The sequence below is a fragment of the Bacillus sp. Au-Bac7 genome, assembly GCF_021341655.1.
Taxonomy (GTDB): Bacteria; Bacillota; Bacilli; order Bacillales; family Cytobacillaceae; genus Niallia.
Genome location: NZ_JAJTTG010000005.1, coordinates 135,261 through 150,228, shown reverse-complemented (window position 1 = coordinate 150,228; position 14,968 = coordinate 135,261). Strand labels below are relative to the sequence as shown.

Genomic DNA, 14,968 nt, shown 5'->3' with positions numbered 1-14,968 from the left:
TATATCGGAGGAATTTTTGTGAGAAGCAATGTTACGATGCGTGACATCGCCAATAAATTAGGTGTCAGCAGTGTGACTGTCTCCAAAGCGCTAAATGATAAAGATGGGGTCAGTGAAGAATTAAAAGAGAAAATAAAGCAATTGGCAGATGAGATGGGCTACCGTTTTAATACACATGCAAAGTCAATCAAGGATGGGCTGTCTTACAATTTAGGTATTGTCATTCCAGAGCGCTTCACAGGGAAGACACAATCATTCTATCTGCAATTTTATCAAATGTTGACAAGAATCCTTGATGGCTATCATTACTCTGGCATCCTTTATATTTTGGGTCAGGAGGATGAGGACCAGCTAGTATTGCCGCGAATCTACAGTGAGAAAAAGGTCGACGGCTTCATTATTCTTGGGCAGATCGGCAACGATTATGTGAAAGAGATACAGAAGATTGACAGTCCTGTAATCTTTTTAGACTTTTACACAGATCAAAACGAAATTGATTCTGTGCTGACAGACAATTTCTTCGGCGGTTTTGAATTAACGAATTACCTTGTGGAAAACGGCCACAAAAAAATTGCCTATGTCGGCAACATATATGCGACTAGCAGCATACAAGACAGATTTCTAGGCTACTACAAGTCGCTGTTAGAGCATCGAATTGAATTGAGGCAGGATTATATTATTAATGATCGTGATGAGCGAGGCAGATATATTGATATAAGCTTTCCTGATGACATGCCGACAGCGTTTGTATGCAATAATGATGAGATTGCCTATAATCTGATTAACAACCTGCAAAAAAACGGCTATCAAGTACCGGATGACTGCTCAGTTGTCGGCTTTGATAATTCGATTTACGCTGCTTTAACGGAGCCGCTGCTCACAACGGTTGAGGTAAATATTAAAGAAATGTCAAAGGCTGCTGTAAAAATAATAATGGAAAAGCTTCATAATCCTAATGAAAAATACGGCAGAACCTTAATTAATGGCAAGATTATTCATCGCAATTCAGTGAAAAGCCTTAAGTAAACAAAAAGAGGGGAGTCTGTAAGCTATCGCTTATAAACCCCCTCTTTTTGTTATGCTTCCACCGATTCAGGTGCTTGGCATTGCAAATAGTGATATAGTGCTCCAAGCAGGTTAGCATCATTTTTAAATTGGCAGGACTCAATGATTGGTCTAATTTTTGCAGCCTGCACAGATTCGAGCAGAAGATCGATTTTTTTGTAGATTTGCTCAATCAAATCATCTCTATTGCTGATGGCTCCGCCGAGGATAATCTTTTCTGGATCGTACACATACTGGATATTATAAATACCTTGCGCCAAGCGGAGATAAAATTCATCAATTTCTTCTAGGCAAATCTCATCCCCTTCTGCAGCTTTCTCGAAGATTACTTTTCCATTCAGTTCACTTGGCTTCATGCCTTTGCGTTTGGCGACATTTTTAACTAAAGCGCCTGTGGCAGCTAGCTGGCTCCATGTTTGGAAGGCTGTTTTTCCGTCTTCCTTTACTACTTGCAGCACCATATAGCCTATTTCTCCGCCATGGAGATTGGCGCCTTTATGAATGCGGCGGTTTTTAATAATCGCTCCGCCTATCCCTGTGCCAATGATTGTAAACAGCACATTTTCGTTTTCCTTTGCCGCACCCTTCCAGACTTCTCCTAATGCAGCGCAATTCGCATCATTTTCCAGCTCAACAGGAAGTCCTGTCGCCTCACTGAAAATGGTTTTAAAATTAGGTCCGTGAATACAGGGAAGTGCGCTGGAACCGCCGATAATGCCTGTATCGCTTTCGACTCCACCTGGACAGCTGAAGGCAATCCCTGCAACGTGATGCTTTACCTTGTTCTCCAGCACTGTCTCAATGATTGTTTCCTGGAACAGGCTGAAATCTGAGTCGGAAACTGGCAGTTCGCCTTTTTCGATAAATTCGCCATCGTCCTTCATAACAGCGAATTTAATCATACTGCCTCCAACGTCGAAAACCATATAATTCGTCATGTGATGTCCTCCTAAAAATCGAGTTGTTTATTTTAAGCTTCAGTCAAGATAAACAAGCAGGAAGCAAAGTCGCTAGGCTTCTCCCGCTGCCAGTAGTCTTGTGCACGGTCAGTATAATCCTCGGAAAGCAGAATGCCGACATTCATGAGCTCATCCCCATAATGCTGTGTGTTTCTGCCTTCAATGGAATATAGTTTGTCAGGATCAAGTCCTGTCAGCTTAAGCCTGTGATAACGTTCGTTTGGCTTAGCGAGGATTTTATAATAGCCGACAATTGCTTTTTTCTTATCGTTTGCGACAACCATCCAAGATACCTCGTTGGAATCAAACGGTGATAATATACGGTGGAAATTTCCCTTTTGGATAAAATCTCTGTGTTCTTTCATGAAAGCAGTCTGCTGTTTGACTTTTTCTTTCTCTTCATCGTTAAGCTTGGTTATGTCCAATTCGTAACCAAATGTGCCAAAGTAAGCGACATTCGCCCGTGTGTCCAATGGTGTCATCCGTCCAACTTGGTGGTTTGGAACAGTAGACACATGGCTGCCAATGGAAGAGAGCGGATAGACGAAGCTTGTGCCATACTGAATTTTTAAACGCTCGACAGCGTCTGTATTATCGCTCGCCCAAGCTTGCGGTGCATAATAAAGCAAACCGGGATCAAATCGGGCGCCTCCGCCGGCACAAGATTCAAACAGGATTTTTGGGTATTTCGCCAGAAGCATCTCGTACAGTTTGTATACACCAAGGATGTAGCGATGGCTCACTTCTCCTTGCTGATCAATTGGCAGGTTAGTTGAGTAGGCTTCTGTCATGTATCTGTTCATATCCCATTTGATATAGCTAATTTCAGCATTTTCAATTATCTCATCCATGAGTTTGAAAATATGCTGCACCACTTCATCTCTGCTGAAATCTAGAATAAATTGGTTGCGCCCATGTGAAGACATGCGGCCAGGTGTTGCAATAATCCAGTCAGGATGTTCTTTAAACAGCTTAGTATCTTTACATACCATTTCTGGTTCGAACCATAAACCGAATTTCATTCCCAGTAGGTTAATTTTCTCAGACAATCCTTTAATACCGCCGGGAAGCTTCTGATCATTTGCAAACCAGTCACCAAGAGAGGAGGTATCGTCATTCCTGTTGCCAAACCACCCATCATCAAGGACAAACAGCTCAATACCCAACTTTTGGGCTGTTTCAGCTATAGAAAGAATCTTTTCTTCATTGAAATCAAAATAAGTAGCTTCCCAATTGTTAATAAGAATAGGTCTGGCACGATCCCGCCAATAACCTCTCGCCAGACGCTCGCGATATAACTGATGAAATGTTTGGCTCATTCCATTTAAGCCTTCATCTGTATATACCATAATACATTCTGGTGTCTGGAATGTTTCGCCAGGATTAAGCTTCCAGCTGAATTGGAACGGATTAATGCCCATCATAATACGGGAAACTCCATATGTATCAACCTCTGCTTGTGCAAGGAAATTACCGCTGTAACAAAGGCTGAAACCATAAACATCCCCTGTATGCTCTGTCGTGTCGAAGCGCTTAAATGCGGCAAAGGGATTATGGGCATGACTGCTTGCACCTCTTGAGCTGTACACCGATTGAATCCCGGGGGATAAAGGACGGATTTCCATATGTGCCTCTCTTGCCCATGCACCTGCAAGACTAATCATCTCGAATTGGTCATCAGGCAAATCGACAGATGCACTCATCGCTGAATCGAGAAAGAAGGGACTGCCAGATGTATTATGGAACCTCGCACTTCTGCAAATAACATTGCGATCACGAAATATCGTATAGCTGAGGAGGAGACTTGCCTGAAGCACGCTGTCGTAAAGAGTTATTTCTAATGTGTCTGCTTCGGCTTCTGCCTCTGTATACACAGCAGGGAGGTTTTCAAGTGCTGGTTTACCTTTGATAAGCTTATAGCTTTCATAACAAAAGTTTGTTACCTTGCTGCCGATGTTATCTGTAATCATATGGGCTGGCTGCCTGTAGTCAGTTGTCCCAAAGCTCGGATATTCCTGCTTAATATGCTCGAAGGAGGAAGTATGATCATGTTCAAATAAATTGCAGGATGGCCGTATCTCCCTTTCAATTAAATGCCTAAAAGACGCACGGTGACGAATTCTTTTTCCATAATACAAATGCTCAAGCTGGTTGGATTTCTCTAGCACTCTGAAAATATAGCTGATTTTGTCGTTACACAAATGAAATTCCTTCGTTTCTAGATTTACATGGATTGCCATTATCACTGCACCTCGCCATTTGGAATGAAAACCCTTACAACATTATATGTTTGATTGTATCAATTATAAATATGGAAGACAATAAGTATTTGAATTAATTTAAGTAATCGGTAATCTTATAGAAAGTATCATTAACTTAACTGTAGAAATTGGTTTAAGTGTATAGATAATCTCCTATATATAAAAGCTTTTTTGTTATAGGTATAAATACGCATGTTGGAGAAGTACGAGAGTTGTACTGACTATTTTAGGTTACTAAACTAATTTAATTACTTAATAAGTTTAAAAATTTTAGGTAAAATACTTTAAAAATATATTGATAATTTTGAATTAAGAAGTTAATATGTAATTGTAGTTGAAAAGGCTTACATAACTTTATTTGTAAGTTAAATAACTGACAAAAAGTAGTTACATGATGGTTAAAGTATTGCGTTTTTTAAGATAAAGAAAAAGGGGGGAGTGATTTAGCAAGCAAGAATTGCAGTTGGTGATTTTATCAAATGGAAGGTGAAGCAAATGAATAAATCGAGAACTTTATTGTTTTACTTATTTATTTTGCCATGGCTGATCGGCTTTTTCGTCTTTACGGCTGGCCCGATGGTGTATTCCCTATACATGTCCTTTACTGATTACTCAGGACTTGGGGCAGCGAATTGGGTCGGATTAGAAAACTATAAAAAGCTGTTTACTGAAGATCCGCTGTTTTGGCAGTCATTATGGAATACCTTCTTTTATACAATTGTCGGCGTTCCTCTTGGTTTAGTTGTCGGTTACATGCTTGCTGTCTTGCTGAACACAAAGGTGAGATTTATGGGGGTATTCCGGACAATCTTTTATCTACCTTCCTTAGTGCCAACAGTTGCCAGCTCGTTGCTATGGATATTAATCTTTCAGCCGGATTTCGGTATTGCGAACAGCATCCTGTCCTTTTTTCATTTGCCGACATCAAATTGGCTGTTAAGTGAAAGCATGGTAAAGCCGACACTGATTATTATGAGCTTATGGGGTGCTGGCGGCGGTATGGTTATTTATCTCGCAGGACTTCAAAGTGTTCCCGCATCTCTGTATGAAGCAGCCGAACTGGATGGGGCAGGTAAATTCCATAAGTTCTGGAATATTACCATCCCGATGACTTCTAATGTTATCTTCTTCAATCTGATTATGGGGCTGATTGGTTCTTTTCAGATATTCACACAAGCCTATGTTGTCAGCAGCGGCAATGGCGGACCAAACTATAAATCTCTGTTTTATGTATTCTATTTATACCAGGATGCCTTTAAGTTCTTTAAGATGGGGTATGCGTCTGCACTCGCCTGGATTTTATTCATTATCATTCTTATCTTCACATTAATTCAGTTTAAAGTATTTGGGAAAAAGGTGTATTACGAATACGATGAATAAGGAAAGTGAGGGGCAGTTATGGAAATAACACCTGCGAAGCCGACTGCTGCAATGAAAGCAAAGAAACTGCGCAGCATGAAGAAAGGAAGAAAAGCGGAAAAGGCACTTACTTACTTTTTACTTATTGCACTTTCTATTCTCTTTTTATTCCCTTTTTTGTGGCTGATTGGAACTTCTGTAAAACCGGAAAATGAAGCAATGGCATTTCCACCGACATTGCTGCCAAAGGAATGGGATTTAGCGAACTATAAAGAAGTATTTACACTAGTGGACTTTGGGCAGTATTACATGAACTCTATTATTGTCACTGTATGTGTAGTTATTGGGACAGTTGTTTCTTCTACAATCGTCGCATACGGTTTTGCAAGGATAAAAGGGAAAGGACGGAATTTCTGGTTTGTGCTTTTGCTTGGAACAATGATGCTTCCGCCACAAGTAACGATGATTCCTGTCTATATGATTTTTTCTAAGCTGGGGTGGGTTAATACGTTCCTGCCGCTAATTGTTCCATCTTTCTTTGGTAGCGCTTACTTCATCTTTTTACTGCGTCAATTTTTTAAGACAATCCCAAAGGAGCTAGAAGAGAGTGCCTATCTCGATGGCTGTGGTCCTTTCGGTATTTTCTGGAGAATTATCGTTCCGTTATCAGTTCCTTCTATTATTACTGTCGCTTTGTTGAGCTTTATGTGGACGTGGAATGACTTTCTTAATCCATTAATCTATTTAAATGATGATTCCAAATATACGCTTGCACTGGGAATTCTGCAATTTAAAGGGGCTCTCTTAATTCAATGGGGACCGATGATGGCAGCGAGCGTCTTTATTATCTTACCGCTTATTATCATTTTCTTTGTTGGTCAAAAGTACTTTGTCCAAGGAATTGCTACAACAGGCGGAAAGGGCTAATCTATGGTATCACTTGGATAAATGAATCTCATTTATCCGTTATCCATACAAAAACATTACCTAAGGGGGTAAATCACGTGAGAAAGAAAAAGAAATTAAGTGCTTTACTGTTAACTTTTGTATTAGCTCTATCTGCATTTTTAGCAGGCTGTTCTGGCTCAGATTCTGAGTCTGCTAGCGGGGAATCAGGAGATGTAACACTGCGCATTCTCGTATGGAATAATAATCCAGAAGGAACAAAGCTGGAAGGGGAAATTTTTAAGGAATTTGAAAAAGAGAACCCTGGAATTAAAGTAAAGCAAGTCTATGCACCATATGATAAATTCAATGATAAATTCCTGACAATGTCTGCTGGCGGCGATCAGCCTGATTTAGTTTGGCTTCAGCCTTCTGCATTCGGTCAATTTGTGGGTAAAGATGTGTTGATGGATTTATCTGATAAAGAAATCAATGAAGAAGAGTATATGCCAAATGTTCTTTCACTAGGCCAAGTGGATGGAAAACAGTATGCACTTATTCGTGATGCATCTGCCTTCATGCTTGGATACAACAAGGATATGTTTGATGCTGCTGGTCTTGAATATCCTAAGGATGACTGGACATGGGATGATTTCCTTGCAGCAGCTCAAAAGCTGACAGTCGAGAAAAACGGCAAAACAGTTCAGTTCGGTATGGAAAACTTCTATACAAATGAATTGCTTGTTGAAAATGGCGGAGGTTTTGTCAGCCAGGATGGCAAGGAAGTTATCGTTGATTCGCCTGAATCTATTGAGGCAATTAAATTTGGGGCAGACTTGATCAATAAATATCATGTGCAGCCAACTTCTGCTCAAAGCCAAGGTTTATCCAATATGTTCCTCGCTGGTCAAGCAGCAATGAAAATGATGGGACCATGGGATTGGTCTGATACATCGAAAAACGCTAACTTCAAATGGGATGTTGTTCCACTTCCGGCAGGAAAAGCAGGAAATGTAGCAGCAGCTTCTTATCTTCCAATCGGAATTGGCTCAAAGACGAAGCATCCTGACGAAGCATATAAGCTTCTTGAATTCTTGACTACTGGAAAAGGTCAAGACCTGCAGGTAGACACAATATCAGCAGTGCCTGTCGTAAAAAGGAATGCAGATAAAATTGAGTCAATGGCAAATGCGCCTGAAAATGCGAAAGCATTGTCAACAATTTTAGCAGAAGGCAGAACGGTTATGAACGCTCCTTACATTCCTGAGTATGCTGAAATTGTAAGTAAAATCCAGCCTGTCATTGATAACATCAATCTTAATGGCAGCAAGGATGCAGAGAAACAGCTGAAGGAAGTAGCAGATCAAATCCGCAAAGAATATGGCTTGAAATAACAATAAAGAGGCTGTCTGGAAATGCTTTGACCTAATACGGGAAACCTTGTATTGGTCGGCCTGGTTTCAGGCAGCCTTTTTTTATAAGGAGGGAGTATCTTGTATAAAAGCCGATTCATCGACAGCAAGTTTTTTTCTTTTATGGACATTACATACCGTTTAGTCAGGGCAAGTTTATTATTTTGGTTTTATGCAGGAAAAGGCTTTTTTGTATGCGGATTGATTTCTTCCACATCCACATTACTGGCGGTTATTGATGAGATATTCAAAGGAAACGGCACTTCTGTGCGCAAGCTGTTTCAAGAGATCAGCCCTAAATATGCCAACAATAAAAGACTGTCTGCGATTATGTTTGGTTTATTTATCTATATCGGAACCTTCATCATTCTGCCGTTTCCACAAACAATTGACTCGTTTGCGGCAGCAGTCCTTAAATTTGTGTGCATATATGCTTTTTTGCTATCCATTATTTTCTTTACTTACTTAGCTTGGAATTTAGTGCACCTGCAATTGCCAATAAAGAGCACTGTGCTGGTCAGTCTTTTTCTAGTTGTGAAGAAACCCTTTCGTTCCTTTATCTTGCTTTTAGTGATTTTAATTATCAATTTGTTGATTTATGTTAATTTCATTTTTTTCCTATTCTTCGCTCCTGCCATCTACGGGACGTGTGCGAGATTTATATTTACATTTAAATGGAAGAAAAAGAAAGCAGAGGTTGCTGTGTAATTTGGTCTATTAAAAAAATGATAGATTTTATTTGGAGGACATACATAGAAAGCAAGTAACGCTAATATGATTATTCGGTAATGTTTGTTTTAAGGGAGGGAGCTAAAAAATACATGCTGCTGTAAAGGAAAAAAAGATAGAAGGGGGAGCCGACTAGATGCATAGTCTGCGATGGATATGGGGGTTTCTACATACTTATCGTCTTAAGATAGCTATCGGCCTTTTTTGCGCAGTCATCGTATCAGCTTTAAGTGTGTTAAACCCTTATTTGGCTGGGAAGATGGTGGATGATGTTATGTATGGCAAGCAGCTTCATTTGCTGTGGCCGATACTTGGTATCATGATTGCTGGAACATTTATTAGGACGATAATCCGCTATACGTATCAGATGATTTTTGAGAATGTTTCACAAAATGTTATTTACAATATACGAGAACAATTGTATGACCGCCTGCACAGATTGGATTTCAGCTTTTACGACCGTACTAAAACAGGCGATATTATGGCAAGAATGACAGGGGATATGGAAGCGGTCAGGCATTTCACAGCATGGACGATTTACATGATTTTTGAAAACGCCACCATTTTACTGTTTGCAGTTGCCTTTATGTTTTATATACATCCGCCCTTGGCGCTTACTCTCCTGATTGTAACACCAGTGATTGGCTTCTTCGCTTTCAGGCTGACAAGGGATGTCCGGCCGACCTTTACGGAGATTCGCAACCAGTTTGCGAAATTAAATTCAGTCGTTCAAGAGAATATCAGTGGAAACAGGGTAGTAAAGGCTTTTGCGAAAGAAGATTATGAAATCGCTAAATTTTCGATTGCCAATGAAGGATTTAAAGATAAGAACTTAAAATCATCAAAAATTTGGGAAAAATATTTGCCGATTTTGGATTCCTTGGCTGGTGTGCTGACAGTGCTGATGATTTTTGCCGGTGGTGTGATGGTTATTAAAGGCACACTCACATTTGGAGAGCTAGTAATGTTTAATTCATTCATATGGGCGTTAAGCAACCCAATGAAAATGGCTGGCTGGCTGCTAAATGATGTACAGCGCTTTATAGCATCTGCCGAAAAGGTGGAGGATCTCCTAGAGACAAAGCCAAAAATAGCCAGTCTCGATAACGTTGTTCCAATTGGCGACTATAAAGGCGTCGTGGAGTTTAATAAGGTGTCCTTTAGCTATGGAGAGGAACCCATCTTGAAGGATATCAGCTTTAAAGTGAAGCCAGGTCAAACACTAGCCATCATTGGACCGACAGGAGCAGGCAAGTCAACAATGGTTAATTTGCTTAGCCGCTTTTATGATGCGACAAGCGGTGAGGTCAAGATTGACGGCAGAAATGTGAAGGACTGGGAGCTGCAGCAGCTCCGCACAGGAATGGCAATGGTTATGCAAGATATCTTCCTGTTTTCTGATACGATTGAAGGCAATATTGCTTACGGTGATCCCAATACATCTAATGAAGCAGTTAAACTTGCTGCAAAATTAGCAGATGCCCATGATTTTATTAAAGATTTGCCAGAAGGCTATGACACCATTGTCGGGGAAAGAGGTGTCGGACTGTCTGGCGGACAAAGGCAGCGGATTGCACTGGCAAGAGCTATCTTAAAAGATCCGTCCATCCTGATTCTTGATGATACAACATCAAGCCTTGACATGGAAACAGAGCACCGAATTCAGCAAACATTGAAATCTATTCAAAAAAACAAAACATGCTTTATCATTGCCCATAGAATTTCTTCTGTAAAAGATGCAGATCAAATACTGGTGATGAATAATGGCGCAATTATGGAGCGAGGCACACATGATGAACTCCTGCGGAAGAAGGGTTATTACTTTAATGTGTATAAAAATCAATATGGAAACTTCGAACAAAAGCACAGAGATGAGGATGTGATCTAGTGGCACGGAATAAGTTCGATGTGGATGAGGAGTTAGAAACCCCGTTTAGTTTTGCTCATCTAAAGCGCTTGTTTGGTTATATAAAGCCATATAAGAAAAAAATCATCGTCACGATTCTTATCATGCTTGTGGCAAGCGGTGCTAACCTAATTGGTCCTTATCTCATCAAGCAGGCAATCGATAAAGAAATTCCAGAAGGGAATATCGGCGGACTGTCGCTGCTTGCAGGTATATATTTAGGAGCGCTGATTATCACAGGAATTTGTATGAAGTACCGGATCAGGATGATGGCCCAGATTGGTCAGGATGTTATTAAGACCATTCGCAAGGACTTGTTTACACATATTCAATCACTGTCCTTTTCCTTTTATGATAATCGTCCCCACGGAAAAATATTGGTGCGGGTCGTCAATTATGTGAATTCACTTAGTGATCTTCTTTCTAATGGGCTTATCAACTTGATTACGGATATATTTAGCTTGATTGTCATTATCGGGTTTATGTTTGCCATCGACGTACGTTTGGCTATTTATGCAATGGTTGGTTTCCCTCTGTTAGCCATTGTTATCTTTTTTATAAAAAATGCTCAACGCAAGGCTTGGCAGGACTTAAGCAATAAACAGTCTAATATGAACGCCTATATCCATGAAAGCATCAATGGCATGAAGGTAACCCAAGCATTCGCAAGGGAGGAAGAGAACAAGAAAATCTTTGAAGATGTATCTAAAGGCTACAAAAAGTCATGGATGAAAGCTGTCTATATTCAGTTTCTTCTTTGGCCATCGATTGAAAACATCTCTGTTTTGACAGTATCTTTCATCTATGTTGCAGGGATTTCGATGATTGGGCAAGGAGTAACCGTCGGTGCTTTAGTAGCGTTCGTCGGATATATTTGGATGTTCTGGACGCCGATCTCCAATATCGGCAACTTCTATAATGCAATCATTAATGCAATGGCTTATTTGGAGCGAATTTTTGAAATGATGGATGAAAAGCCGACAGTGCGCAATAATCCAGATGGAAAAGTGCTTCAGCAAATTAACGGAAAAGTCGAGTTTGAGCATGTTGAGTTTGGTTATGAAGGAGAGGAAAGGGTTTTGAAGGATGTGCATTTCAGGGCTGAGCCTGGAGAGACGATTGCGCTTGTCGGGGCGACAGGATCTGGGAAAACATCCATTGTTAGTTTAATCAGCCGCTTCTATGACTTGAATGGAGGCAAAATTAAAATAGACGGGGTGGATATCAGCACAGTAACAATCCCTTCACTCAGAAGGCAAATGGGCATTATGCTTCAGGATCCGTTTATCTTTTCGGGAACAATTATGGATAATATCCGCTACGGACGTCTCGATGCAAGCGATGAGGAAGTAATAGAAGCAGCAAAAGCGGTTCAGGCCGATGCTTTCATTATGACATTAAAGGATGGCTATGAAACAGAGGTAAATGAGCGAGGAACAAGGCTTTCTGCAGGACAAAGGCAGCTTATTTCCTTTGCAAGAGCACTGCTGGCAGACCCAAGAATTTTAATATTAGATGAAGCAACTTCTTCCATTGATACAGAAACAGAGCTTGCTCTCCAAAAAGGCTTAGGAACACTGCTTGCAGGAAGAACGTCCTTCATTATTGCTCACCGCCTTTCTACCATTCAAAGTGCAACAAGAATTTTGTTCATTGATAAGGGACGAATTGCAGAGGAAGGCACACATGATGAATTAATGGAAAGAAAAGGACAATATTGGCATCTTTATACGTCTCAGCATACATCTTTGGAAGTAGGATGAAACTTAAATGTCTATTCTAATTTATATAAAGTATAGACATTTATTTTGAACCCTTTATAATATAATTGTAAGCGTTTCTAATTTGATGATCTAAAACTTTGTGGGAAGCTGTCACATTTGTGGCAGATTCTCACATAAGCATGGCTAAAAAAAACGAATAGGTTGGGTGATTAGAAATGAAGTACAGAAAACTAGGAAACTCTGGCTTAAGAGTAAGTGAAATTGGACTAGGCAGCTGGCTTACATATGGAAGCGCAGTGGAAAAGGAGCAGTCCATAGCTTGTATTCACAGGGCATATGATCTTGGCATCAACTTTTTCGATACGGCAAATGCTTATAATAAGGGAGCTGCAGAAACAGTCCTTGGGGAAGCATTAAAAGATTATTCCCGCTCAAGCTACGTGCTGGCAACAAAGGTTTTCTTCCCGATGGGAGATGGTCCGAATGACAGGGGACTGTCGAGAAAGCATATTATGGAGCAATGTGATGCAAGCTTGAAGAGATTAGGTGTAGACTATATAGATTTGTATCAATTCCATCGCTTTGACTCGGAAACTCCGGTAGAGGAGAGCTTAAGAGCACTCGATGATCTAACTGCACAAGGAAAGATTCTTTATGCAGGTGTAAGCGAATGGACGGCAGCGCAAATAACCGATGCTGCACATATTGCCAAAGAGAAGAATTTAAGACCGCTCATCTCTAATCAGCCAATCTACAATATGATGGTCCGCTATATTGAGAAAGAAGTGATTCCTGTCAGTGAGAAGGAGGGAATTGGCCAAGTTGTATTCTCCCCGCTTGCACAAGGTATTTTAACAGGAAAATACAAGCCGAACGAGCAAGTGCCATCTGAAAGCCGTGCAGCAAATGAAGAAACAAATAAATGGATTACAAGCTACTTGAATGACGAAGTGCTGACACGTGTTCAGAAACTTTCAGCCATTGCGAATGGTCTAGGAGTGGAATTATCACAGCTTGCATTAGCGTGGGTGTTAAGACAGCCTAATGTCAGCTCAGCCATTATAGGGGCAAGCAGACCTGGACAGGTAGAAGAAAATGTGAAGGCATCCGGCCTAGAGTTAAACGCTTCTGTTTTAGAGGAAATAGAAGCAGTGCTGGAAGAAATCAATACTTTTGTGCCAATCTGGTAAGTTAGCAGTTTCATATAAAAATAACTAGTAGGAAGAGGAGAGGTTAATATGACAAAGAAATCTGTTATTCCTGAAGGCTTTTTATGGGGTGGAGCGGTGACAAGCTTCCAGACAGAAGGTGCATGGGATGAGGGCGGAAAAGGTCCTTCCATTGTTGATGCAAGACCTGTGAAAGAGGGGCAGTCTGATTGGAAAACTGCAGTTGATTTTTATCACCGCTATAAGGAGGATATTGCTCTTTTTAAAGAAATGGGCTTTAATGCATATCGTACAAGCATTTCATGGGCAAGGATTTTCCCTGATGGAGAAGGAGAGCCGAACGAGGAAGGCTTGCAATTCTATGATGATTTATTTGATGAAATGATTGCAAACGGCATTCAGCCTGTTATTACTTTATATCATTTTGATCTTCCTCTAAAACTTGCACAAAAATACAACGGGTTTGCATCAAGGAAGGTTGTTGACCTGTTCGAAAAATATGCACGCACAGTCTTTGCCCGTTATGGGGAAAAGGTCAAATATTGGCTTACATTTAATGAGCAGAATCTTGTATTAACAAATCTTCAATTTTGGGGCGTTTCTACTGATGAAGCAGACAATGAAGAGGCGTTGCGCTATCAAGTTACACATAATTCCTTTATTGCACATGCAAAAGCAGTCAAAGCACTGCATGAACTTGTGCCAGGTGGTCAAATGGCAGGAATGGTCACGTATATGACGACATACCCGAACAGCTGTCTTCCAGAAGACGTTATTGCCAACATGAAAGCAAAAGAACTGCTGGTTGATTTCTATCTAGATGTGTTTGCAAACGGTGAATATCCAAGCTATGTGACAAGCAATCTTGAGCGAAAAGGCATTATGCCTCATTTTGAAGAAGGCGATGCAGAACTTCTTAAAGAAAATACTGTTGATTATATTAGTATCAGCTATTATCAAAGTCAGACTGTCAGCAGTGAGAAAGTCAAAGAGGATGCAATCATTTCAGGTATCACGCCTAACCCGAACTTAAAGGCGAATGAATGGGGCTGGGCGATCGACCCTATTGGTTTTAGAGTTAGTCTGAAGGATATGTACGCGCGATACAGGCTGCCGATTTTTATTACAGAAAACGGGATTGGCGTTAGAGAAGAATTGAATGAGCAAAACACAGTTGAAGATGATTACCGCATCGATTATTTGCGAGAACATATTAAACAGATGAAGCTAGCGATGGAAGAAGGAGTGGAAGTGTTCGGCTACCTGACATGGGGCTCGACAGACTTAATAAGCTCAGGCGGACAATTCGAGAAGCGCTATGGTTTTATATTCGTCAACAGAGGAGAGACAGATTTAAGAGACTTAAAACGCTACAAAAAGAAGAGCTTCAACTGGTACAAAGAAGTTATTGCAGCAAACGGCGAAAATCTGGAGGAATCAGAAACAGTCTCATTATCATAATGTAGTTGATGAATGGTTGGAAGAATAGTTGGACAGAA

General features: G+C 40.5%; 11 protein-coding genes. 9 read left to right on the top strand and 2 right to left on the bottom strand.

Annotation, left to right across the window (positions count from 1 at the left end; all coding sequences use genetic code 11):
• Positions 1-18: 18 nt before the first annotated feature.
• Entirely contained in the window at positions 19-1,026 is a 1,008-nt protein-coding gene (locus LXM54_RS17640; RefSeq protein WP_233316565.1) for a LacI family DNA-binding transcriptional regulator, read from the top strand.
• Between the two features lie 50 nt (positions 1,027-1,076).
• Here the strand turns inward: LXM54_RS17640 and LXM54_RS17635 are convergent, their stop codons facing one another.
• Together LXM54_RS17635 and LXM54_RS17630 are read right to left on the bottom strand one after the other, a co-directional pair.
• Positions 1,077-2,003, bottom strand: coding sequence for an ROK family protein (locus LXM54_RS17635; protein WP_233316564.1), 927 nt, complete (start codon positions 2,001-2,003; stop codon positions 1,077-1,079).
• 32 nt (positions 2,004-2,035) lie between these two features.
• Positions 2,036-4,264: an alpha-galactosidase gene (locus LXM54_RS17630; protein WP_233316563.1), complete on the bottom strand. Its 2,229-nt coding sequence runs from the start codon at positions 4,262-4,264 to the stop codon at positions 2,036-2,038.
• A gap of 516 nt (positions 4,265-4,780) precedes the next feature.
• On the opposite strand from LXM54_RS17630, the gene LXM54_RS17625 reads away from it, so the two are divergent.
• From LXM54_RS17625 to LXM54_RS17590, 8 genes are all read left to right on the top strand, one after another.
• Complete coding sequence (locus LXM54_RS17625) at positions 4,781-5,665, top strand: carbohydrate ABC transporter permease (protein ID WP_233316562.1); 885 nt, start codon at positions 4,781-4,783, stop codon at positions 5,663-5,665.
• Positions 5,666-5,683: 18 nt separating this feature from the next.
• On the top strand, positions 5,684-6,571 hold the full coding sequence (locus tag LXM54_RS17620; RefSeq protein ID WP_233316561.1) for a carbohydrate ABC transporter permease: 888 nt from the start codon (positions 5,684-5,686) through the stop codon (positions 6,569-6,571).
• 77 nt (positions 6,572-6,648) lie between these two features.
• Positions 6,649-7,923: an ABC transporter substrate-binding protein gene (locus LXM54_RS17615; RefSeq protein WP_233316560.1), complete on the top strand. Its 1,275-nt coding sequence runs from the start codon at positions 6,649-6,651 to the stop codon at positions 7,921-7,923.
• 99 nt (positions 7,924-8,022) lie between these two features.
• A complete protein-coding gene (locus tag LXM54_RS17610) occupies positions 8,023-8,649 on the top strand; it encodes a hypothetical protein (RefSeq protein ID WP_233316559.1) in 627 nt (208 codons plus the stop codon).
• A gap of 157 nt (positions 8,650-8,806) precedes the next feature.
• Positions 8,807-10,558, top strand: coding sequence for an ABC transporter ATP-binding protein (locus tag LXM54_RS17605; protein ID WP_233316558.1), 1,752 nt, complete (start codon positions 8,807-8,809; stop codon positions 10,556-10,558).
• Positions 10,558-12,339 (top strand): ABC transporter ATP-binding protein, encoded by a 1,782-nt coding sequence (locus LXM54_RS17600; protein WP_233316557.1) that lies wholly within the window; start codon positions 10,558-10,560, stop codon positions 12,337-12,339. Before LXM54_RS17605 ends, LXM54_RS17600 begins: the two co-directional genes overlap by 1 nt.
• Before the next feature lie 176 nt (positions 12,340-12,515).
• Positions 12,516-13,490, top strand: coding sequence for an aldo/keto reductase family protein (locus LXM54_RS17595; RefSeq protein WP_233316556.1), 975 nt, complete (start codon positions 12,516-12,518; stop codon positions 13,488-13,490).
• A 48-nt stretch (positions 13,491-13,538) separates the two neighbouring features.
• Entirely contained in the window at positions 13,539-14,930 is a 1,392-nt protein-coding gene (locus LXM54_RS17590; protein WP_233316555.1) for a glycoside hydrolase family 1 protein, read from the top strand.
• The last annotated feature ends 38 nt before the right edge of the window (positions 14,931-14,968 follow it).

Coding starts and splice junctions, on each gene's coding strand:
- LXM54_RS17590 (WP_233316555.1), top strand. CDS start 13,539: ATGACAAAGAAATCTGTTATTCCTGAAGGCTTTTTATGGGGTGGAGCG.
- LXM54_RS17630 (WP_233316563.1), bottom strand. CDS start 4,264: ATGGCAATCCATGTAAATCTAGAAACGAAGGAATTTCATTTGTGTAAC.
- LXM54_RS17620 (WP_233316561.1), top strand. CDS start 5,684: ATGGAAATAACACCTGCGAAGCCGACTGCTGCAATGAAAGCAAAGAAA.
- LXM54_RS17625 (WP_233316562.1), top strand. CDS start 4,781: ATGAATAAATCGAGAACTTTATTGTTTTACTTATTTATTTTGCCATGG.
- LXM54_RS17605 (WP_233316558.1), top strand. CDS start 8,807: ATGCATAGTCTGCGATGGATATGGGGGTTTCTACATACTTATCGTCTT.
- LXM54_RS17635 (WP_233316564.1), bottom strand. CDS start 2,003: ATGACGAATTATATGGTTTTCGACGTTGGAGGCAGTATGATTAAATTC.
- LXM54_RS17595 (WP_233316556.1), top strand. CDS start 12,516: ATGAAGTACAGAAAACTAGGAAACTCTGGCTTAAGAGTAAGTGAAATT.